Annotated in this window: 19 protein-coding genes and 1 pseudogene; 12 read left to right on the plus strand and 8 right to left on the minus strand. The window is 70.6% G+C overall.

The genetic code is table 11. From position 1 onward, the window contains the following. The first annotated feature begins 104 nt into the window (after nucleotides 1-104). Nucleotides 105-1,193 (plus strand): redox-regulated ATPase YchF, encoded by a 1,089-nt coding sequence (gene ychF, locus KN815_RS18885; protein ID WP_216343129.1) that lies wholly within the window; start codon nucleotides 105-107, stop codon nucleotides 1,191-1,193. Between the two features lie 34 nt (nucleotides 1,194-1,227). Here ychF and KN815_RS18890 read toward each other — a convergent pair whose 3' ends face one another. The 3 genes from KN815_RS18890 to KN815_RS18900 all read right to left on the minus strand — a co-directional run bounded on the left by KN815_RS18890 (nucleotide 1,228) and on the right by KN815_RS18900 (nucleotide 3,847). After that, nucleotides 1,228-2,574, minus strand: a complete 1,347-nt coding sequence (locus KN815_RS18890) for an MFS transporter (RefSeq protein WP_216343130.1) — start codon at nucleotides 2,572-2,574, stop codon at nucleotides 1,228-1,230. Between the two features lie 206 nt (nucleotides 2,575-2,780). Beyond that, nucleotides 2,781-3,533: an SDR family NAD(P)-dependent oxidoreductase gene (locus tag KN815_RS18895; RefSeq protein WP_216343131.1), complete on the minus strand. Its 753-nt coding sequence runs from the start codon at nucleotides 3,531-3,533 to the stop codon at nucleotides 2,781-2,783. Next, nucleotides 3,530-3,847 (minus strand): hypothetical protein, encoded by a 318-nt coding sequence (locus KN815_RS18900; protein WP_216343132.1) that lies wholly within the window; start codon nucleotides 3,845-3,847, stop codon nucleotides 3,530-3,532. The genes KN815_RS18895 and KN815_RS18900 overlap by 4 nt, the downstream gene beginning before the upstream one ends. Nucleotides 3,848-3,917: 70 nt before the next feature. Between KN815_RS18900 and KN815_RS18905 the strand changes: the two genes are divergently transcribed. The 3 genes from KN815_RS18905 to KN815_RS18915 all read left to right on the plus strand — a co-directional run bounded on the left by KN815_RS18905 (nucleotide 3,918) and on the right by KN815_RS18915 (nucleotide 5,450). Beyond that, nucleotides 3,918-4,823 carry a LysR family transcriptional regulator gene (locus KN815_RS18905; protein ID WP_216343133.1) on the plus strand — a complete coding sequence of 302 codons (906 nt, stop codon included), beginning with the start codon at nucleotides 3,918-3,920 and terminating at the stop codon, nucleotides 4,821-4,823. Between the two features lie 91 nt (nucleotides 4,824-4,914). Beyond that, on the plus strand, nucleotides 4,915-5,199 hold the full coding sequence (locus KN815_RS18910; protein ID WP_137967267.1) for a type II toxin-antitoxin system Phd/YefM family antitoxin: 285 nt from the start codon (nucleotides 4,915-4,917) through the stop codon (nucleotides 5,197-5,199). After that, a complete protein-coding gene (locus KN815_RS18915; protein ID WP_137967268.1) occupies nucleotides 5,196-5,450 on the plus strand; it encodes a Txe/YoeB family addiction module toxin in 255 nt (84 codons plus the stop codon). Before KN815_RS18910 ends, KN815_RS18915 begins: the two co-directional genes overlap by 4 nt. Before the next feature lie 100 nt (nucleotides 5,451-5,550). Here the strand turns inward: KN815_RS18915 and KN815_RS18920 are convergent, their stop codons facing one another. Next, the gene (locus KN815_RS18920; protein WP_216343134.1) at nucleotides 5,551-7,017 is read right to left on the minus strand and encodes a M1 family metallopeptidase; all 1,467 of its coding nucleotides are present in this window, start codon (nucleotides 7,015-7,017) and stop codon (nucleotides 5,551-5,553) included. Between KN815_RS18920 and KN815_RS18925 the strand changes: the two genes are divergently transcribed. From KN815_RS18925 to KN815_RS18955, 7 genes and pseudogenes are all read left to right on the plus strand, one after another. Next, entirely contained in the window at nucleotides 6,926-7,186 is a 261-nt protein-coding gene (locus tag KN815_RS18925) for a hypothetical protein (RefSeq protein WP_216343147.1), read from the plus strand. The genes KN815_RS18920 and KN815_RS18925 overlap by 92 nt on opposite strands. A gap of 188 nt (nucleotides 7,187-7,374) precedes the next feature. Further along, nucleotides 7,375-8,127, plus strand: coding sequence for a GntR family transcriptional regulator (locus KN815_RS18930; RefSeq protein WP_216343135.1), 753 nt, complete (start codon nucleotides 7,375-7,377; stop codon nucleotides 8,125-8,127). A 155-nt stretch (nucleotides 8,128-8,282) separates the two neighbouring features. Continuing rightward, nucleotides 8,283-8,486, plus strand: a pseudogene (locus KN815_RS50480) (hypothetical protein); the annotation flags it as partial. 166 nt (nucleotides 8,487-8,652) lie between these two features. Next, on the plus strand, nucleotides 8,653-10,350 hold the full coding sequence (locus KN815_RS18940) for an APC family permease (protein ID WP_216343137.1): 1,698 nt from the start codon (nucleotides 8,653-8,655) through the stop codon (nucleotides 10,348-10,350). A gap of 188 nt (nucleotides 10,351-10,538) precedes the next feature. Beyond that, complete coding sequence (locus tag KN815_RS18945; RefSeq protein ID WP_078643335.1) at nucleotides 10,539-10,724, plus strand: SPOR domain-containing protein; 186 nt, start codon at nucleotides 10,539-10,541, stop codon at nucleotides 10,722-10,724. Between the two features lie 133 nt (nucleotides 10,725-10,857). Beyond that, complete coding sequence (locus tag KN815_RS18950) at nucleotides 10,858-11,370, plus strand: (deoxy)nucleoside triphosphate pyrophosphohydrolase (RefSeq protein ID WP_216343138.1); 513 nt, start codon at nucleotides 10,858-10,860, stop codon at nucleotides 11,368-11,370. 245 nt (nucleotides 11,371-11,615) lie between these two features. After that, the gene (locus KN815_RS18955; RefSeq protein ID WP_216343139.1) at nucleotides 11,616-14,312 is read left to right on the plus strand and encodes a SpoIIE family protein phosphatase; all 2,697 of its coding nucleotides are present in this window, start codon (nucleotides 11,616-11,618) and stop codon (nucleotides 14,310-14,312) included. A 300-nt stretch (nucleotides 14,313-14,612) separates the two neighbouring features. On the opposite strand, the gene KN815_RS18960 is transcribed toward KN815_RS18955, so the two are convergent. The 4 genes from KN815_RS18960 to KN815_RS18975 all read right to left on the minus strand — a co-directional run bounded on the left by KN815_RS18960 (nucleotide 14,613) and on the right by KN815_RS18975 (nucleotide 18,562). Continuing rightward, nucleotides 14,613-15,383, minus strand: coding sequence for a succinate dehydrogenase/fumarate reductase iron-sulfur subunit (locus KN815_RS18960; protein ID WP_216343140.1), 771 nt, complete (start codon nucleotides 15,381-15,383; stop codon nucleotides 14,613-14,615). After that, complete coding sequence (locus tag KN815_RS18965; RefSeq protein WP_216343141.1) at nucleotides 15,380-17,335, minus strand: fumarate reductase/succinate dehydrogenase flavoprotein subunit; 1,956 nt, start codon at nucleotides 17,333-17,335, stop codon at nucleotides 15,380-15,382. The genes KN815_RS18960 and KN815_RS18965 overlap by 4 nt, the downstream gene beginning before the upstream one ends. A gap of 15 nt (nucleotides 17,336-17,350) precedes the next feature. Further along, nucleotides 17,351-18,202 (minus strand): succinate dehydrogenase subunit SdhC, encoded by an 852-nt coding sequence (gene sdhC / locus KN815_RS18970; RefSeq protein ID WP_216343142.1) that lies wholly within the window; start codon nucleotides 18,200-18,202, stop codon nucleotides 17,351-17,353. A 75-nt stretch (nucleotides 18,203-18,277) separates the two neighbouring features. Then, a complete protein-coding gene (locus tag KN815_RS18975) occupies nucleotides 18,278-18,562 on the minus strand; it encodes an Rv0250c family protein (protein WP_069864407.1) in 285 nt (94 codons plus the stop codon). 307 nt (nucleotides 18,563-18,869) lie between these two features. Here KN815_RS18975 and KN815_RS18980 point away from each other — a divergent pair. After that, the coding region (locus KN815_RS18980) for an ABC transporter substrate-binding protein (protein ID WP_216343143.1) at nucleotides 18,870-20,297 on the plus strand (1,428 nt) is incomplete at its 3' end.

Here is a 20,297-nt window from a genome sequence, read left to right on the forward strand (position 1 = left end):
GCCGGGCGATCGGAGGCGGCCCCGTAGACTGGTGGACCGGCCCCGCCGGGGTCCGTCCTCTGTCCTCACATCCCGACCACGGGAAGTTACGGGAAGTCGCCAACGTGTCGCTCACGATCGGAATCGTCGGTCTGCCGAATGTCGGCAAGTCGACCCTTTTCAACGCCCTGACCAAGAACGACGTGCTGGCGGCCAACTACCCGTTCGCCACCATCGAGCCCAACGTCGGCGTGGTCGGCGTCCCCGACCCCCGCCTGGACAAGCTCGCCGAGATCTTCGGCTCGGCCCGCAAGCTCCCCGCCACCGTCGACTTCGTCGACATCGCGGGCATCGTCAAGGGCGCCTCGGAGGGCGAGGGCCTGGGCAACAAGTTCCTGGCGAACATCCGTGAGTCCGACGCCATCTGCCAGGTCATCCGCGCCTTCAAGGACGAGAACGTCGTCCACGTCGACGGCAAGATCTCGCCGAAGAGCGACATCGAGACGATCAACACCGAGCTGATCCTCGCCGACCTCCAGACCATCGAGAAGGTGCTGCCGCGCCTGGTCAAGGAATCCCGGATCAAGAAGGACAAGCAGCCCCAGGTCAAGGCCGTCGAGGAGGCCCAGGCCATCCTCGAAGAGGGCCGCACCCTCTTCTCCGCAGGCATCGTCCAGGGCAGCGACCGCGCCGCCCTCCTCCACGAGCTGCACCTGCTCACCACCAAGCCCTTCCTCTACGTCTTCAACGTCGACGAGGACGAGCTCACCGACGAGTCCTTCAAGGCCGAGCAGCGCGCCCTCGTCGCCCCCGCCGAGGCGATCTTCCTCAACGCCAAGCTGGAGGCCGACCTCGCCGAGCTGGACGAGGACGAGGCCCTGGAGCTCCTCCAGTCCGTAGGCCAGGAAGAACCCGGCCTCGCCACCCTCGCCCACGTCGGCTTCGACACCCTGGGCCTCCAGACCTACCTCACTGCCGGCCCCAAGGAATCCCGCGCCTGGACCATCAAGAAGGGCGCCACGGCCCCCGAGGCGGCCGGTGTGATCCACACCGACTTCCAGAAGGGCTTCATCAAGGCCGAGGTCATCTCCTACGAGGACCTCGTCACCACCGGCTCGGTGGCCGAGGCCCGCGCGGCGGGCAAGGCCCGCATGGAGGGCAAGGAGTATGTGATGCAGGACGGGGACGTGGTGGAGTTCCGCTTCAACGTCTGACCGCCGCCACGCCGGTGCCCCGGGTCTGTCCGGTTCATGGTGTATGTCCGGTCGTTGACTCCTGGGCGCGCGGCGCGGGAGCGGGGCGGTCCTGGGCGCGGGGTGTTTGTCGGCGGGCGCGGGGTGTTCGGCCGCGGTCGTCGCCTGGCGTTCGTCCGCCGGCGGCCTGGGCGAGGAGCGCGCCGAGGACGGCCGGGGCGGCGAAGAGGATGAAGTTCCACCGGGGGGCCAGGTCGGCCGCGAGGAGCCGGCCGCCGAGCGTGGGGCCGGCGATCGCGCCGATGCGGCCCACTCCGAGCGCGACGCCCACCGCGCTGGCCCGCGCTGTCACCGGATAGGCGCGGGAGATGTACACATTGAGCAGCCCTTGGACGCCGACCGCGCCGCAGCCGCCGAGGATCACGATGCCGTAGAGCACCGGCAGCGGCAGTTGGGCGCTCATGCCGACGATCGCGGCGGCTCCGAGGGCGAAACTGGCGGTGACCGTTCCCTTCGATCCGGCGCGGTCGGCCAGCAGTGCCATGGCGAGTCCGCCGACGGTGGCGCCCAGATTCAGCAGGATGAGGAAGGTCTGCGAGGACCGCAGCGGATAGTCCGCGGTCCTCATCAGCTCCGGCAGCCAGGTGTTCATGCCGAAGATGAGCAGGAACGAAAGGGCCGCCATGGCGCTGAACAGCAGGGTGCTGGTGAGGTACGGCGGTTTCAGCACCAGCCGTACACCGCGGCTGCCGGGGGCCGGGGCCGATGTGGTCACCGCCCGCTGGTATTCCGTGGACTCGGGCAGCCAGGCGTAGGCCATGGGCAGCACGAGCAGCCCGGCGAACCCGCCGACCAGGTACTCCGCATGAAAGCTGTGGCCGCTCAGCAACGTGTTGGCGGCGAGGGCCGCGAACGCGCCGCCGATGGGCGTTCCGCACTGCACGATCCCCGAGTACAGATTCTTCCGTCCGTCAGGGGCCAGTTCGAAGATCAGCGGGGCCATCGCCGGGTAGATCGCACCGGCGCCGAGCCCGACGACGAAACGGCCCGCACCGAACAGGGCCGGCAGGGGTGCCGCGGCGCAGGCGAACATTCCGGCGCTGACGAGCGCGGCACTGACCAGGGTTGTCCGGCGCCGGCCGAACCGGTCGGTGAACTGGCCGACCAGCAGGGAGCCGAGAAGCATCCCGATGGGCGTGAGGCTGCCCAGCAGGCCGACCGTGGCGACGGTGAGGTCCCAGGGCCGGTAGTCGAGCAGCAGGGGTGTGGTCGCGCCGAACGCGACGAGGTCGAAGCCTTCCAGTGTCATCACCGCCAGGCCGACGGCGAGTGCGGCGCCGGTCGGCGTGGACGGGCTCCGGGACGGTTTCCCGCCCGTGCGGGGGAACGCGGGGGTGCTCAATGATCCGATTCCGTTCGTCTGAGCGCCGGGGCCCGAGCGCGATTCGCCGACTCGAGCCCCGACGGCCCGGCTCCCTCCGCACCCGGCCCCTCCGCACCCGGCTCCTCAGGAGCGCGGGCGACGGAGAGTGCGGGTGCCGGGGGTGCCGGGGGTGCCGGGGGCCAGGTGGCCTCAGGAGGGTCCGGTGCCGGGGCGCGGCGGATTCCTCAGGCCCGGCGTCCGCCGTCGACCGACAGCGCGATGCCGGTGACGTAGGACGCCGCGTCCGAGCAGAGCCAGACGGCGGCGGCCGCGGCCTCCTCCGGGTCGGCCATCCGGCCGAGCGGCGTGATCGCCTCCTGCATGGCGATCAGGTCGGTACCGGCCGCCACCCGCTCGAACCCGGGCGTACGGGTCGGGCCGGGGCAGACGGCGTTGACCCGGATGCGGTCCGGCGCGTAGTCGACCGCCGCGACCTTGGTGAGCCCGACGATGCCGTGCTTGGCGGCCACATAGGCGGGGGCGGTCGGGATCGCGTACAAGCCGCCGTTGGAGGCGATGTTGACGATCGCGCCGCCCTGGCGGCGTCGCAGTGCGGGCAGTTCGTACTTCATGCACAGGAAGGTTCCGGCCAGATTGACATGAACCACGCGCTCGAACTCGTCCAGTGTCATCTGCTCGAGCTGCCGGTGATGGGAGTCCAGGCCGGCGTTGTTCACGGCGAAGTCGAGGCCCCCGTACTCCGCGACCGTACGCTCGACGGCCGCCCGCACGGAGCCTTCGTCGCCGATGTCGACGGGGATGGCCAGCGCCTCCCCACCGTTCTCCCTGATCATCTCGGTGGTCTCGGCGGCCGTGTTCTCGTCGATGTCGAGCACGGCGACCGCGGCGCCACTTTGGGCGAACTCCAGCGCCGCCGCGCGGCCGATCCCACTGCCCGCGCCGGTGACCAGTCCCGCCTTCCGGGTCGCGGCGCTCATGCCAGCGGCTCGTGGTTCGCCCAGGCGGCCTTGTACGGGTGCCTCGACTGCCAGTGGTGGATGACCTCGTGCAGGGCGGGCGCGGCGAACCCCTTCGCCAGAGCGTCGATGTCGGCCACGGCGAACTGCACGATCGCGGTCGCGATGAGCGCCGGAATGGCCTCCTCCCCGGGGACGGGAATGTGGCGGCGGGCGACGACCGACTCCGCGAGGCCGGTGTCGAGCATGGCCCGTTCGATATCTCCGAGGTATTGGTCGAGTTCCGTGTCGGGCAGAGGCTGATCGAAGGAGACGATCATCGTGTGCTGAATCATGTGGCGATTCTTGCGAGCACCTGCCCTAAGTGTCCAAGATCGATAGAGAATTCGGCGATAACCTACAGGCATGGTTGAACTGGAGACCCGCGAGCTCGAGTACTTCGTCGCAGTCGCCGACGAGCTGCACTTCGGCCGGGCCGCCGCCCGGCTCTCGATCGCCCAGCCGGCGCTGTCGAAGGCGATCCGGCGGATCGAGACCCGGCTCGGCGTCGCGCTGTTCCTCCGCTCCAGTCGGCACGTCGAGCTCACACCGGCCGGGGAAGCGTTGCAGGAGCACGGACGGCATGCGCTCAACGCGGTCGCCGCCGCCGTCCGCAGCGCCCGGCGTGCCGTCGACACCCAGGCTCACCTGCGGCTCGTACTCAAGCCGGGCGGCGATGCCGGGCTGCTGTCCGGGATCCTGGCCGAGTACGCCCACCAGCCCGATGCCCGCCGGGTCGACATCCTCTTCAGCGGCCCCGCCGACCGCACCGACTTCCTGCTCGACGGGCGGGCCGACGTCGGCCTGCTCTACGTACCGTTCGACGATCTCGACGGCCTGGACCACGAGACGCTCCACGCCGAGGAGCGGGTGGCCATCGTCCCCTCCGCACACCGCCTGGCCGGGCTCGCTTCGGTGCGGATGGCCGATCTGGAGGGTGAGACACTGCCGCGCTGGAAGGGCGTGCCCGGGGGCGACGGGACCGGCCCGGAGGTCGCCGACGTGGTCCAGCTTCTCCAGATGATCAAAGTGAGCCGGATGATCGGGGTCCTTCCCCGCTCGCTGGTCGAACCGCTCCCGCCCGGCCTGGTCGGCGTACCGGTATCCGACGCACCGCCCAGCCGCCTCGTGCTCGCCTGGAACGAACAGGACCGCCGCCCGCTGCTCGCCTCGTTCGTGGCGGCGGCGCTGAGGGTTCCGCCCGGAATGGGCGGTCTGGTCGGGGCCGATGCGGCGGGGGTGTCGTTGACGTCGGGCGGAGGGGGCGTCTGAGCCCCCTTACAGGGATGCCGCCAGCGTGCTGGGACGGCGCCGGGATGAGAGTGGTACGTTATTCAGTACCACTCTCGGAAGGGGTCAGGTCATGTCCATAACTGCGAGCGAAGCCCGCAAGGCTCTCTTTCCGCTGATCAAGAAGGTCAACGACGATCACGAGGCAATCGAGATCGTCTCCAAGCATGGCAACGCCGTGCTCGTCTCGGCCGAGGACTACGCGGCGCTGCGCGAGGGCTCGTACCTGTTGCGCTCGCCGGCGAACGCACGACGACTGCTCAAGGCGTACGAGAACGCGCTGGGCAACATCAATGTGTCGGAGCGCGAGCTGATCGACCCCGACTCGCCGGACGCGGCCGGTGAGGGTGCTGCGTGAGGCTTGTCTTCGAGGATCAGGGCTGGGAGGACTACACGTCCTGGCTCAAGAACGATCGCAAGATGCTGGCTCGGATCAACAGGCTCATCGAGGACGTCAAGCGCGACCCCTTCGCGGGGATCGGCAAGCCTGAGCCGCTCAAGTACCACTTGCCTGGAGCGTGGTCGAGGCGGATCGACGACGAGCACCGCCTTGTCTACCTGGTCACGGACAAGGAGATCGTGATCCTCGCGGCTCGCTACCACTACTGACTGGAGTCCCGGCCGGGCTGGCCGCATCCAAGCGGGCGGGGTGGTCATGGCTCGACCGTAGCCACGTGGAAGGACATCGGTCACGGGCCGCCCGCGGCCGTCAGGGCTTCTTCGGCTTGCCCTTGCCGTACAGCCAGACGTCGAAGAGCCGGGTCAGGTCCTTGCCGGACTTGCGTTCGCACAGGTCGATGAACTGCTTCGTATCGGCGTTGCCGTGCCGGTGGTCCTTGAGCCAGGTGCGGAGGATGGCGAAGAAGGTCTTGTCGCCGACGGCCCGGCGGAGCTGGTGGAGCACCATCGCGCCGCGGCCGTAGACGGGTGGGTCGGAGACGCCGGCGACGCTCGGGGGGCTGGCGGGCGGGAAGTCCCAGATGCCCTCGCTCTCGTCGTCGGTGCCGTCGTAGAAGTCGTCGAAGATCTGCTGGGCGGTGCGGCCGTCGTGGTCCTCCTCCCACAGCCACTCGGCGTAGGTCGCGAAGCCCTCGTTGAGCCACATGTCCTTCCAGACCCGTGGGGTGACCGAGTCGCCGAACCACTGGTGGGCGAGCTCATGCACGACGAGCGCCTTCTCCGGGGCCGCGTCGTAGTACGGCATGGGCTGGGTCTCCAGGGCGTAGCCGAGACCGGGGAGGTGGTCGACGACCGCGCCGGTGGAGGAGAAGGGGTACGGGCCGAAGGTGCGGGTTTCCCAGGTGATGACGTCGTCGACCTGGTCGGCGATGTCCTTCGCGCCGTCGGCCTCGGTGGGGTCGACGGCTACGTGGACGGGCAGGCCCTTGCCGGTGGTCGTGGTGCGGACGTCGAAGCGGCCGATGGCCACGGTGGCCAGATAGCTTGCCATCGGCTCGCCCATGTGCCACCGGAAGGTGGTGCGGCGGTCGCGGGTCTGCCGGCCCTTCAGCTCTCCGTTGGAGACGGCGGTGTAGCCCTCGGGAACGGTGACGGCGATGTCGTAGGCGGCCTTGTCGGAGGGGTGGTTGTTGCCGGGGAACCAGGTCATGGAGCCGGTCGGCTCACCGAGCGCCACGGCGCCGTCGTCGGTGCGGATCCATCCCTCCTTCCCGGTGTCCTCGCCGGTGAGGGTCTTCGGCTTGCCGTCGTAGACGACGGTGGCCGTGAACGTGCGCCCCTTGGGGAGGGCCGAGGCGGGGGTGAGGATCAGCTCGGTGCCGCTGCGCGCGGCCTTGGCGGGGCGGCCGTTCACCGTGGTCTTCCGCACCGTCAGCCCGGCGAGGTCGAGGTGGAAGGAGCTCAGGGCGCGGGTGGCGCGGGCGGTGATCCGGGCGGTGCCCTTCAGGTGGCGGGAGCCGGGCGTGTAGTCGAGGGCCAGGCGGTAGCCCCGTACGTCGTAGCCGCCGTTGCCGAGCCGCGGGAAGAGCGCGTCGCCGACCCCCGCCGCGCCCGCCCTGGCCCCGGACGCCCCGGCCGCGTCCTGCGCCCCGGAGCCACCGGTGCAGCCCGCTACGCACAGTGCCATGAACAGCACGCCGGGCAGCACCCGCGAGATGCGGCGAGGGGGCCTGGGCGCCACGCGTTGGGGTTCCGAGGCGTGCGGTTCGTCGTCCATCGTGGTCCCTACGCTTCGGCGGCTGCTGCTGCTCAGGAGACTAGCGGGCACCGGGGCCCGCCCGGCGCAGATCCGGGGCCCGCCCGGCGGCCATCAGGACCGGCCCCGCGCCGCACGCACGATCAGTGTTCCGATGCTCTTCGAGGCGATCGAGAGGAGTGTGAGCTGACGGGGCGGCTGCGCGTCGCGGTCGCAAAGGGCGGGGTGGTGGGTGGGGTTGGGCAGCTCAGCGGGCTTTGGGCGAGTTAAACGTCTCTGAGCTGCGGTTCACCACTTCTAGTGAAGCTATGGCCTTGAGTTGCAATCGACAACGCTGGGTTGCCAAGCTGTGGCTGACTGTCAACCCAGGGAGTGCACGTGGCCTTTGGTGACCAGCCCGCATACCTCCGCGTCGCCGACGATCTGCGGAAGAAGATCGCCGGGGGTGAGCTGCCACCGCATGCGCGTCTCCCCTCTCAGGCCAGAATCCGTGAGGAGTACGGGGTTTCGGACACCGTTGCCCTCGAGGCCCGCAAGGTGCTGATGGCCGAGGGGCTGGTCGAGGGGCGGTCGGGGTCGGGGACGTATGTGCGGGCCCAGCCGGTGCCTCGGCGGGTGGTGCGGGGTGGGTTTCATACCGCTGGGGAGGCCACGCCGTTCCGGCAGGAGCAGGCCGATGAGCGGGTCATCGGGAGCTGGGACGCCCACAGTGAGCAGGATGAGGCCGGGGCGGAGATCGCCGGGCGGCTGGGGATCGGCGTGGGGGAGCGGGTGATGCGCACCCGCTATGTGTTCCAGTCGCAGGGGGAGGCGGTCATGCTCTCCACCTCCTGGGAGCCGCTCGCCGTCACCGGTCGTACGCCCGTGATGCTGCCCGAGGAGGGGCCCCTGGCCGGGCGCGGGGTCGTCGACCGGATGGCCGCCCTCGATCTGGTGGTGGACAACGTGGCGGAGGAGGTCGGCGCGCGGCCCGGCCGGGCCGAGGAGGTGCTGGCGCTCGGCGGGGTGCCGGGGCACTGGGTGCTGGTCACCTCGCGTACGTACTTCGCGGGCGGCCGTCCGGTCGAGACCGCCGATGTGGTGGTGCTCGCCGAGCGTTATCGGGTCACCTATCGGCTGCCGGTGAAGTGATTTCCTGTTCGGCCCCTGGGTGCTCACTGCCCTGTCACCGTTCGCCGCTCCCGCCGGCGCGCACCGATAGTCGGGCGGCCCTTCCCGGCGCGTCCTACCGCGAGTTAACCGCCTCCCCGCCGCCGTAACGGCCCGGCAATGCCGCACCGCCGCCGTCCGCCACCCACCTCTGTGCCTCCTGCGAGACGGCGTACGAGCTGCCGGACATCGCCGACTGCCCGGTGCGGGCGGGGGCCGTGTGCTCGCTGTGCTGCTCGCTGGACGCCGAGTGCGGGGATGTCTGCCGTAAGGCGCCCACGGGGGAGCCGGTGCTGATGCCGCTGCCCACTGTGCGTACGGGGTCGGCCACCGGCACCTGACCCCCGACCCCGCCCACGGCGCCTGCGCGCGGTTCCAGCGTCCGCTGTTGCAAAACTCACATCGGCGCAGGTGAAAGGGGTTACTGGAAGGCGATCATCCATTTCGCTCTTACGATGGACCGGTTTGTGTCCGGATCGTCGGGGGGCGAAGGGAGTGCCAGGAACGTTGAGCACGGAGCACGGTTCCCACTCGCATTATCGAAGGTCACTCGGACCGGTGGCCCTCACCGCCGTGGGTCTCGGGTCGATCATCGGTTCCGGCTGGCTCTTCGGCGCCGAACGCGCCGCCTCGCTGGCCGGACCCGCCGCCATCCTGGCCTGGGTGATCGGCGCCGCCGTCGCCCTGACCATCGCCCTGACCTACTCCGAGCTGGGTTCGATGTTCCCCAAGGCCGGCGGCATGGTCCGGTACGGCCAGTACTCCCACGGCTCGCTGGCCGGATATCTGGCCGCCTGGGCCAACTGGATCGCCATTGTCTCGGTGATCCCCGGTGAGGCCACCGCCTCCGTGCAGTACATGAGCTCCTGGGACTTCGGCTGGGCCAAGGCGCTGTACGACGGGAAGGAGCTGACCGGCAGCGGTGTCGCGCTCGCGTCCGTGCTGCTGCTCTTCTACTTCTTCCTCAACTGGTTCGCGATCACCCTCTTCGCGAAGACCAACACCGCGATCACCGTCTTCAAGGTGGTGGTGCCGACCCTGACCGCCGGGGCCCTGCTGCTGTCGCACTTCGACACCGGCAATGTCACCGGCCACGGCGGCTTCACCCCCAACGGCTGGAGCTCCGTGTTCACCGCGGTCGCCGTCTCCGGCATCGTCTGGGCCTACAACGGCTTCCAGTCGCCGCTCAACATGGCCGGTGAGGCCCGTAACCCCGGGAAGTCGCTGCCCAAGGCCGTCATCGGCTCGATCCTCATCTCGCTGGTGATCTACGTCGCGCTCCAGATCGCCTTCCTGACCGCCGTCCCCGCCGCGGATCTGGCGCACGGCGGCTGGTCCGGGCTCTCCTACAACTCCCCGCTCGCCGATCTGTCCCTGGCCTGGGGCCTGAACTGGCTGGCGATGCTGCTGTACGCCGACGCCTTCATCTCCCCGTCCGGCACCGGCATGATCTACGCGGCCACCACCTCCCGCATGATCCAGGGCGTCCAGGAGAACGGCCATCTGCCGAGCATCTTCGGCAAGGTCGACCCCAAGACCGGCATTCCGCGCCCCGCGCTGCTGCTCAACCTGGGGATCGCCTTCATCTTCCTCGCGGTCTTCCGCGGCTGGGGCTCGCTGGCCGAGATCGTCTCCGTCGCGACCGTGATCTCGTACATCACCGGTCCGGTCGCCGTGATGTCGCTGCGCCGCCTCTCCCCGGATCTGCCGCGTCCGGTGAAGCTGCGCGCGATGCCGGTGATCGCGCCGATCGCGATGGTCTTCGGCTCGCTGGTGCTGTACTGGGCCCGCTGGCCGCTCACCGGCAAGGTCATCTTCATCATGGCGATCGGGCTGCCGATCTGGGCCTGGTACGAGCTGCGCAAGCCGTGGGCACAGCTTCGGCCGCATCTGGCCGCCGGTGCCTGGATGGTCACGTATCTGCTGGTCATGGCGGCGGTGTCATGGGCCGGTGGCAAGGAGTTCGGCGGCCGCGGCTATCTGCCGGGCGGCTGGGACATCCTGGTCGTCGCCCTGATCGGGCTGGCCTTCTACGTCTGGGGCGTACGCAGTGCGTGGCGCAATCCGACGCTGCTGGAGGCCGAGCGCGAGCTGGGCACCGCCCCGGCCGGTGAGGACGGCGGGGACGGCGAGGGCAGCGAGGACGGCCAGGGCAGCGAGGACGGCGGGGACGACGACCGCGCGAAGGCCGACGCGCGCGTCTGAGGCATACGCCTGAGGACATACGCCTGAGGACATACGTCTGAGACATGGCCGGATGAGTGCCTCGTTGTAAGAACTCGTATCCGCTGCGTGAAGGTAGGGCGTAGGCTCGGGCATATGCGGATCGGGATTTCCTTCATGGTGCCGCGGGGGCGTACGCCCGGGCGGGCCACAGCGGAGAGGGCGGGGAGATGAGTGACGGGAACGCTGTGCTGCCCTGGCTCGTGATCCGCCAGGACACCAACGGCAACCGCTACCGCGTCGGGCGCTACGCCACGAGGACGGAGGCCCAGGAGGTGGCCGACCGCCTGGAGGGCCAGGGCCAGGAGCAGTTGTACGTGGTCGAGCGGACCGCGGCGACCCGTCAGTCCGGCTAGACCGCGGGAATCCGGTCAGCCCGCGGGAATCCGGTCAGCCCGCGGGAATACGCATATCTTCCCAGGCCCCGGGGCGTCCGCCCCGGGGCCCTGGTGTGTATCGGCGCAGGCCAGGCAGGCTAAGGTGCGGCGCATGAGCGTGCGTGTGGTGGTGGGTGGAGCGGTGTTCGACCGGGGGCGGCTGCTGGCCGCGCGGCGCAGCGCCCCGCCCGAGCTCGCGGGCCGCTGGGAGCTGCCCGGCGGCAAGGCCGAGCCGGGGGAGACCCCGCCGCAGACGCTCGTCCGCGAACTGCGCGAGGAACTCGGGGTCGAGATCGAGCCGCTCGAACCGCTGCCGGGGGAGTGGCCCTTGAAGCCCGGCTATGTGCTGCGGGTGTGGACCGCGGCCCTGCGCTCCGGTGAGCCGCGCCCGCTGGAGGACCACGACGAACTGCGCTGGCTTTCCCCGGACCGGGTGGACGAGGTCGACTGGCTGGACGAGGACCGTCCCGCGGTGGCCGAGGCGGTGCGTCTGCTGCGCGCGGCCGAGGGCGCCGAGCGGAGCGCCGGGCGTGATGCCGGGCAGGCCGCCGGGCAAGGCCCCGAACAGGGCACTGGGCAAGGCGCAGAGCGGGGCGCCGAGGGTGCCCCTCCGCGCACCCCTTGAGACCGGCCCGCGCGGGCCCGTTCGAGGTCTCGTACAGGGAAAATCCATGGGATTCGAGCCGCCTCCACCTGGTTAGGAGTGAGGGGGAGCGCTGATCATGAGCGCTTCACCAAAAGCCGGGACGGAAACCGATGGCGGGCTGAGATAGTGCTGTGATCGTGAAGACCGTACTCGGGATGGCCGAAGTGCTGGATACTCGGCTATCTGGAGCCGGTCGGAGCACCTGAGCCGGAGGGGACGGGCGCATGAGCGAGAAGCCAGCGGGGGCTGAGATGCCCGAGGAGACGGTTGGTTCGCAGGTGTCGCCGGTGTCGCAAGGGTCTTCGGTGCCGGACATGTCGCCCATGTCCTCGATGTCGGCGGTGTGGCAGAGCAGCCCGCCCGGCTCGATCTATGACTACATCCAGGTCGCTTCCTTCGCACTGGGGTCCGACGGCCGGATCGCGCAGTGGAGCGAACGGGCCGCGGAACTGCTGGGGCTGACGGCACACCAGGCCATCGGCAAGGACCCGGTGGAGGCGTTCGTACCGCCCGAGTACCAGGAGACCGGCCATCGCGCGGTCGCCGACATCCTGGACGGCCGGGAGTGGACCGGGCTGGTCCCCTACCGTAGCCCCCAGGCGCCGAACGGACATGGCATCGCCGAGGTCTATGTGATGCCCGCCCAGGATGAGGACGGGAAGCGGGCCGCGCTCTGTATCGCGGTGGACGTCAGTGCGTTGCGCGGCCTGGAAACCGATCTCGCTTCTTCACAGGCCGTTTTCGGTCAATCTCCGCTCGGTTTCTTCCTCTTCGGGACCGATCTGCGGATGCTCCGGGTCAATGAGCGTTTTGCGAGGGTTTTCGGCCGCCCCACCGAGGAATACCGCGGGGTGACCCCGCACGATCTGCTGCCGCGCGGCGAGGCCGACCGGCTGGCCGCCGCCCTGCGCCAGGTCCTGGACTCCGGCCAGGCACTGACCGATATGCCGCTCATGGGCCAGACCCCGGGCAGCGCCGACCGCCGCCGCTGGTCGGTCTCGCTCTACCGGCTGCACAGCGGCTCCGGCCGCCCCATCGGCATCGCCGGACTGGCCACGGACGTCACCGGCCGCCGCCGCGCCGAACAGGAGGCCGCGGGCGTACGGCGCAATCTGGCGCTGCTGAACGAGGCCGGGGCCCGAATAGGCACCTCGCTCGATCTGGAGACCACCGCCCGGGAACTGCTGGACGTGGCCGTGCCGCAGTTCTGCGATCTGGCCTCCGTCGACCTCTACCAGGGGCTGCTCTCCGGCGACGAGACCCCGCCCGGACTCGCGGATGGCAGCGCCGAGTTGCGCCGTGTCGCCTTCGCCAGCGCGGTCTCCGACGGCCCGGTCGCCTTCGGCGACATCTGCCGCGTCAACACCGCCGAGGATCCCAAGCCCATCCAGGTCGGCGAGGTCCACCGCTACCCCTTCAACTCCCTGTGCGCCCACGCCCTGCGCACCGCCCAGGTGCGGGTCGTCCCCGGCCGGGACGGCAGTGAGAGCCTGGAGTTCGGCGCCATGCTCCAGTCCACCCTCGTGGTGCCGATGGTCGCCCGCGACACCGTCGTGGGCCTGGCCCAGTTCTCCCGTACCAAGGGCAGTGAGCCCTTCGGCGAACGGGACCGCGCGCTCGCCGTGGAGCTGGCCGCCCGCGCCGCCGTCAGCATCGACAACGCCCGGTTGTACCGCAGAGAACATGAACGCGCGCTGATACTCCAGCGCAGCCTGCTCCCGCCCGGCGACCCGGAGGCCGCCGGGCTCGACATCGCCTGCCGCTATCTGCCGGGGAACGCGGCGACCGAGGTGGGCGGCGACTGGTTCGATGTGATCGAGCTGCCCGGCCACCGCACCGCGCTGGTGGTCGGCGATGTGATGGGGCGGGGGCTGCGCGCCGCCGTGGCCATGGGCGAACTGCGCACCGCCGTACGCACCCTCGCCCTGCTCGATCTGGAGCCCGCCGAGGTGCTCTCCGCGCTGGACGAGATCGCCCTCGGCCTCGGCACACCGGGCGGCTCGCACGCCGGCGCGCGGGCGGGATCGCGCGCCCGCGGCCGCCAGACCGCCGACGACCCCTCCGATCTGACCGAGGTCTACCTCGCCACCTGCGTCTACGCCGTCTACGACCCGGTCACCCGCCGCTGTACCTTCGCCAACGCCGGGCATCCGCCCCCCGTCGTGGTGGAACCGGGGGAGAACGCCCTGCTGATGGAGGTCCCGCCGGGCATGCCGCTCGGCGTCGGCGGCGAGCCGTTCGAGGAGATCGAGGTCGAGCTGCCCGACGGCGCACTGCTGGCCCTCTACACGGACGGTCTGGTCGAATCCCGCGACCACACCCTCGACGAGGGACTCCAGGCCCTGCGCGCGGCCCTCGACACCCCCGACGGCGCCGATGGCGGAAACGCCGCGGCCGGATCCCTCGAGGACGTCTGCGACCACGTCCTGAGCACCCTCGACACCCACCACGGCGAGGACGACATCGCCCTGCTGATGGCCCGGGTGCAGGGCCTGTCGGCCGAGTCGGTCGGCGACTGGCACCTGCCCAGCGCCCCGCAGTCCGTGGGCCGGGCCCGCGAACTGGCCCGGGAGCAGCTCGAGTCCTGGGGTCTTGACGGTCTGGTGGACACCACCGAGCTGCTGGTCAGCGAGCTGGTGACCAACGCCCTGCGGTACGGCGAGGGCGAGATCAGGCTACGGCTGCTGCTGGACCGCACGCTGGTCTGCGAGGTCTGGGACGGCGGACTGGTCCAGCCCCGGCGGCGGCGCGCCCGGGACACCGACGAGGGCGGGCGCGGGCTCCAGCTCGTCGGGCTGCTCAGCGCGGGCTGGGGGAGCCGGCGGACCCCGCTCGGCAAGACCGTCTGGTTCGAGCTGGCGCTGCCGGACGGCCGGTCCGCGGGGCCGGACTCGGTGGAGGCGCTGCTCAGCCTCTGGTGACGTGTTGACGTGTTGACGTGTTGACGGCCCGGCACGCCGACGGGCCCGCGACACGAAGCGGAGGGCGAACACCGGCTCGGGCGGGCCACGCGGCGGAGCCGCATATCGACGCTTTCCCCTCCCCGCCCCTTCCCGATTCCGGGGCTTCGCCCCTTCCCGCGGCATCGATATGCGGCTCCGCCGCGTGGCGGGGCTTCGCCCCAGACCCCCGGGGTGCAGGGGTGGAGCCCCTGCCACGCGCCGGAGCCGCGTATTGGCGCTATGGGCAGGGGCAGGGATGGGGTCAGCCCGCCGCAGGCGTCACTGCCCCCGGCGCCGGATCTTGTTGCCGAGCCAGACCAGCGGATCGTACTTACGGTCCACCGCCCGCTCCTTGAGCGGGATCAGCGCATTGTCGGTGATCTTGATCTGCTCGGGGCAGACCTCCGTACAGCACTTGGTGATGTTGCAGTAGCCCAGTCCGTGCTCCTCCTGGGCGGTGCGCTTGCGGTCCAGCCCGGTCTCCGCCGCCGCGTCCAGCGGATGCATATCCAGCTCGGCGACCCGCATCAGGAACCGCGGCCCGGCGAATGCCTCCTTGTTCTCCTCGAAGTCCCGCACCACATGGCAGGTGTCCTGGCACAGGAAGCATTCGATGCACTTGCGGAACTCCTGCGACCGCCCCACGTCCTCCTGCCACATCCGGTACTCGCCCGGCCCCACCCCCTCCGGGGGGACGAAGGACGGCACCTCGCGGGCCTTGGTGTAGTTGAACGACACGTCCGTCACCAGATCCCGCACCACCGGGAAGGCCCGCAGCGGGGTGATGGTGATCGTCTCGGCCCGGTCGAACACCGACATCCGGGTCATGCACAGCAGCCGGGGGCGGCCGTTGACCTCGGCGCTGCACGAACCGCATTTGCCCGCCTTGCAGTTCCAGCGGACCGCCAGATCGGGGGCCTGGGTCGCCTGAAGCCGGTGGACGATGTCGAGCACGACCTCGCCGTCGTTGACCTCGACGTGGAAGTCCTTCAGACCGCCGCCGTCCTGGTCGCCCCGCCACACCCGGAAGTGGGCCTCGTACGCACTCACTGGGTCAGCTCCTCGTCCGTCAGGTACTTCACCAGCTCGTCCTTCTCGAACAGGTTCAGCAGATCGGGCCGGATGGGCGGCATCTCGCGCCGCTCCAGCCGGATCTGGCCGTGTCCGTTGTCGGGTGCCGCCAGCCCGCCCGAGGGGTCGGAGAGCCGGCAGACCAGATTGAGCCGCCGCCAGTCGCGGTCCATCTCCGGGCAGTCGTCGCGGGTGTGCCCGCCGCGGCTCTCGGTGCGCTCCAGCGCGGCACGGGCCACGCACTCGCTGACCAGCAGCATGTTGCGCAGATCGATCGCCAGATGCCAGCCGGGGTTGAACTGCCGGTGTCCCTCGACCCCGGCGCGGCGCGCCCGGACCCGCAGACTGGCCAGCCGGTGCAGCGCCTCCTCCATCTCCCCGGCCCTCCGGATGATCCCCACCAGGTCGTTCATCGACTGCTGAAGCTCCTGGTGGAGGGTGTACGGGTTCTCCGGCGGCCCGGCCGGACCCGCGCTCTCGTCCGGCTCACCGGCCTCGGCGCTGAACGGGCGCAGCGCCTCGGCCGCCGCCAGGTCGAGCTGGGTCTCGTCCGGCACCGGGCGGGTGCCGGAGGTCGCGGTCTGCTGGGCGTAGCGGGCCGCGTGGAGCCCGGCGCGGCGCCCGAAGACCAGCAGATCGGAGAGGGAGTTGCCGCCGAGCCGGTTGGAGCCGTGCATTCCGCCCGCGACCTCGCCCGCGGCGAACAGACCGGGCACCCCGGTCGCGGCCGCGGTGTCCGGGTCGACGTCCACCCCGCCCATCACGTAGTGACAGGTCGGGCCCACCTCCATGGGCTCGGCGGTGATGTCGACGTCCGCCAGCTCCTTGAACTGGTGGTGCATGGAGGGCAGCCGCCGCTTGATGACCTCGGCGGGCATCCGGGTGGACACATCGAGGAAGACCCCGCCGTGCGGGGAGCCCCGGCCCGCTTTCACCTCGGCGTTGATGGCGCGGGCCACCTCGTCGCGGGGGAGCAGCTCGGGCGGGCGGCGGTTGTGGTCCGGATCCTCGTACCAGCGGTCGGCCTCGCCCTCGGACTGGGCGTACTTCTCCTTGAAGACGTCCGGGATGTAGTCGAACATGAAGCGCTTGCCCTCGCTGTTGCGCAGCACCCCGCCGTCGCCGCGCACCGACTCGGTGACCAGGATCCCCTTCACCGAGGGCGGCCAGACCATACCGGTCGGATGGAACTGCACGAACTCCATGTTGATCAGCGGGGCGCCCGCGAGCAGCGCCAGCGCATGGCCGTCGCCGGTGTACTCCCAGGAGTTGGAGGTCACCTTGAAGGACTTGCCGATACCGCCGGTGGCCAGCACCACGGCCGGGGCCTCGATCGCGAAGAAACGCCCCGACTCGCGCTCGTAGCCGAAGACCCCGGCGACCCGGTCGCCGTCCTTGACGATCCGGGTGACCGTGCACTCCTGGAAGACCTTCAGCCGGGACTCGTAGTCGCCGGTCGCGGCCTTGTCCTCCTGCTGGAGGGAGACGATCTTCTGCTGGAGGGTGCGGATCAGCTCCAGGCCGGTGCGGTCCCCGACATGGGCGAGGCGGGGGTACTCATGGCCGCCGAAGTTCCGCTGGGAGATCTTGCCCTCCGGGGTGCGGTCGAAGAGCGCGCCCCAGGTCTCCAGCTCCCAGACCCGGTCCGGGGCCTCCTGGGCGTGCAGCTCGGCCATCCGCCAGTGGTTGAGGAACTTGCCCCCGCGCATGGTGTCGCGGAAGTGCACCTGCCAGTTGTCGCGCTCGTTGACATTGCCCATGCTGGCGGCGATGCCGCCCTCGGCCATCACGGTATGGGCCTTGCCGAAGAGCGACTTGCAGATGACGGCGCAGCGCATGCCCTGCTCGCGGGCCTCGATCGCGGCCCGCAGCCCGGCGCCGCCCGCGCCGATCACGACCACGTCCCACGCCTGCCGCTCGACTTGCGTCATCGATGAGCACCTCTCCTAGAAAAAGCGGGGATCGTCGAAGGCACCGCTCGCCACCAGATAGACGTAGAAGTCCGCGACGGCGACGCTGATGAGAGAGGCCCAGGCCAACTGCATATGGCGGGCGTTGAGCCCGCTCACCCAGCCCCAGAGCCGATAGCGCACCGGATGCCGGGAGAAGTGCTTCATCCGGCCGCCGACGATATGGCGGCAGGAGTGGCAGGAGAGGGTGTACGCCCAGATCAGCGCGATGTTGGCGAGCAGCACCAGGGTGCCCAGGCCCATATGGCCCCAGCGGCCGTGCTCGTCCCGGAAGCCGAGCACGGTGTCATAGGTGAGGATCCCCGCGACGATCACCGCGAAGTAGAAGAAGTAGCGGTGGATGTTCTGAAGGATCAGCGGGAAGCGGGTCTCGCCGGTGTACTTGGCGCGCGGCTCGGCGACGGCGCAGGCGGGCGGCGAGGCCCAGAAGCCCCGGTAATACGCCTTGCGGTAGTAGTAGCAGGTCAGCCGGAAGCCCAGCGGGAAGATCAGGATCAGCAGTGCGGGGGACAGGCCCCACCAGGCGCCGAAGATCTCCCAGTTGGCGCCGCCCTTCATGGGCACGCAGTTCTGGGCGACGCAGGGCGAGTAGAAGGGGGAGACATACGGCTCTGCGTAGTAGTCGTCCCCGGAGAAGGCCCGCCAGGTGGAGTAGACGATGAACGCGAACAGCCCGGCGGCGGTGATCGCCGGGGAGAGCCACCAGCGGTCACTGCGCAGATGGCGGGCGGGGATGGCGGCGCGGGTGGCGCCGTGCACGCCGTGCGGGGCCGTCCCGCCGCCTGCGGGCGCGGGGGTGGTGGCTTGGGGGTCGGTGCCTGTGGCCAAGGGGAACTCCGCGGTGGAGTGGTATGGGGGGACGATGGGGGGCGCCCCGACGACGGGAGGCGCGCCGAGCCGTCCCTAGGGCGCGTGGCGATCGCGCGCGCCGAGGCCCTCGTCGTCGACGTCCGACCACAGCGCACTGTTGTACGGCGCGTCGGGGACCGGAACCATCTCGGGGCGTGGTCGCTCCTCGGGCGCGGTCTCGCGCAGGAGGGCGAGGCTCTCGCGGAGGTGGTCCGCGTCGGTGCGGACACGGCGTATCTCCAGCCCGCCGGCGCCCACCCGCTGCTCCAGCCGGGAGACGGAACGGACCAGGTCATCGAGACAGCGCTGGACGGCCGTCAAGTCGTCGTTCAAGGACATGACTTGCCCTCACTTCCGCGGTTGCGGTTGGCGACGCTCATGCGACAGCGAGTGTTACGCGCCACGGTCGTGGTTGTGAAGGGATCTGTCGGGATTGGCGGCGCCACCGGCGCGATTCCGCCGCCGCGCGCCGGAGTGCGCGCCCGCCGCATTGATCCGGACGGGTGATCCTTTCCCCTCATGGCCGTCTCCATGGCCTTCTCGGCGTGCTGTCCCATGAACCGTCGCTTTGAGTGACGAGTATATGCGATCAGCGTCACACTATGCCAAATGCGCATATATCCGTCACCCTGCGGAGGTACGAGCCATGCCCCTCACCAAGCGCCGCCGCGCCATGCTGCTCGCCGCGGGGGTGATGCTGCCGCTGCCCGTACTGACCGGCTGTAGCTCGGACGACGACGGCCCGCCGCCGCGCGCCGCCTGGGATATCGCCTCCGCGCCGCGCAGCGCGACCTCCGGTACCGGCACCCTGCGCTGGGCCCTGGACGCGGCACCCACCACCCTCAACGCGTTCCAGAAGACCGCGGACACGGGCACCCAGCGGATCGCGGGCGCCGTGCTGCCCTCCCTCTACACCCTCGACGCCCGGGGCAGGCCCCAGCGCAACGGCGACTATCTGACCGCCGCCGACGTCACCTCGTCCGACCCCAAGCAGGTCGTGGTCTACAAGCTCAACCCCAAGGCGGTGTGGAGCGACGGCCGCCCGATCGGCGCGGAGGACTTCCAGGCCCAGTGGCGGGCGCTGCGCGGCACCGACGAGGCGTACGGAACGGCGCGCAACGCCGGCTACGACCGGATCGCCAAGATCGAACCCGGGGACAAGGAACACGAGGTCAAGGTCACCTTCGCCAAGCCGTACACCGACTGGCGCTCGCTGTTCACCCCGCTGTACCCGAAGAGCGTGATGGGCAACCCGGCGGTCTTCACCGCACCGGCGGCCAAGGGGCTCGCCGTCGGTGCCGGGCCCTTCATGGTCCGCGAGGTCTCGGACGACTCCGTCACCCTGGTCCGCAACCCCCGCTGGTGGGGCAACCGGGCGCGGCTGAGCCGACTGGTCTTCCGGACGGTGCCCGCCGACAAGCGCGACGAGGCCCTGATCGACGGACAGCTCGATCTGGCCGAGGTGGACCGGGCCACCGCCCGGCGCATCCGGGCCACCGCCCCGGACAAGCAGGCCGCGGGCACCAGGCAGGGCTCCTCGGCCCCGGGCAAGGCGGGCGCGCCGGAGCCCTCCCTCGGCTCCGGCCGGGAGACGGCCGGAGCCCAGGGAGGGGCCACCGGCGACACCGGCCAGGCCACCGGCGACACCGACAAGAACCGGTCGCAGACCCGGGCGCTGAGCAGGTTCACCCTGCGCAAGGCGCTGGACTCCGCCTACACCCAGCTCGCCCTCAACGGCACCAAGGGCCCGCTCGCCGATGAGCGGGTGCGCCGCGCGGTGGCCCGCGCGATCGACCGGAAGGCCCTGGCGAAGCTGGTGCTGAAGCCGATGGGGCTGCCGTCCGAGCCGCTCGGCAACCATCTGCTCATGGCGGGCCAGCCGGGCTACAAGGACCACAGCGGCGCGCTCGGCGACCCGGACACCAACGCCGCGCAGTCGCTGCTCGCGGACGCGGGCTGGCGGGCGGGCGACGCGGGCCGCCAGAAGGCGCTCGACGGCAAGACGGACGACCGGGGCAGACGGCACAGCGCCCCGACCGCCTCCGCCACGGACCCGGCCGAGGGCGCCTCCGCC

The organism is Streptomyces niphimycinicus (genome assembly GCF_018883605.1).
GTDB lineage: Bacteria > Actinomycetota > Actinomycetes > Streptomycetales > Streptomycetaceae > Streptomyces > Streptomyces niphimycinicus.

Coding starts and splice junctions, on each gene's coding strand:
- KN815_RS18895 (WP_216343131.1), bottom strand. CDS start 3,533: ATGAGCGCCGCGACCCGGAAGGCGGGACTGGTCACCGGCGCGGGCAGT.
- KN815_RS18900 (WP_216343132.1), bottom strand. CDS start 3,847: ATGATTCAGCACACGATGATCGTCTCCTTCGATCAGCCTCTGCCCGAC.
- KN815_RS18905 (WP_216343133.1), top strand. CDS start 3,918: ATGGTTGAACTGGAGACCCGCGAGCTCGAGTACTTCGTCGCAGTCGCC.
- KN815_RS18910 (WP_137967267.1), top strand. CDS start 4,915: ATGTCCATAACTGCGAGCGAAGCCCGCAAGGCTCTCTTTCCGCTGATC.
- KN815_RS18925 (WP_216343147.1), top strand. CDS start 6,926: ATGAACAGCACGCCGGGCAGCACCCGCGAGATGCGGCGAGGGGGCCTG.
- KN815_RS18920 (WP_216343134.1), bottom strand. CDS start 7,017: ATGGACGACGAACCGCACGCCTCGGAACCCCAACGCGTGGCGCCCAGG.
- KN815_RS18945 (WP_078643335.1), top strand. CDS start 10,539: ATGAGTGACGGGAACGCTGTGCTGCCCTGGCTCGTGATCCGCCAGGAC.
- KN815_RS18950 (WP_216343138.1), top strand. CDS start 10,858: ATGAGCGTGCGTGTGGTGGTGGGTGGAGCGGTGTTCGACCGGGGGCGG.
- KN815_RS18955 (WP_216343139.1), top strand. CDS start 11,616: ATGAGCGAGAAGCCAGCGGGGGCTGAGATGCCCGAGGAGACGGTTGGT.
- KN815_RS18965 (WP_216343141.1), bottom strand. CDS start 17,335: ATGACGCAAGTCGAGCGGCAGGCGTGGGACGTGGTCGTGATCGGCGCG.
- KN815_RS18975 (WP_069864407.1), bottom strand. CDS start 18,562: ATGTCCTTGAACGACGACTTGACGGCCGTCCAGCGCTGTCTCGATGAC.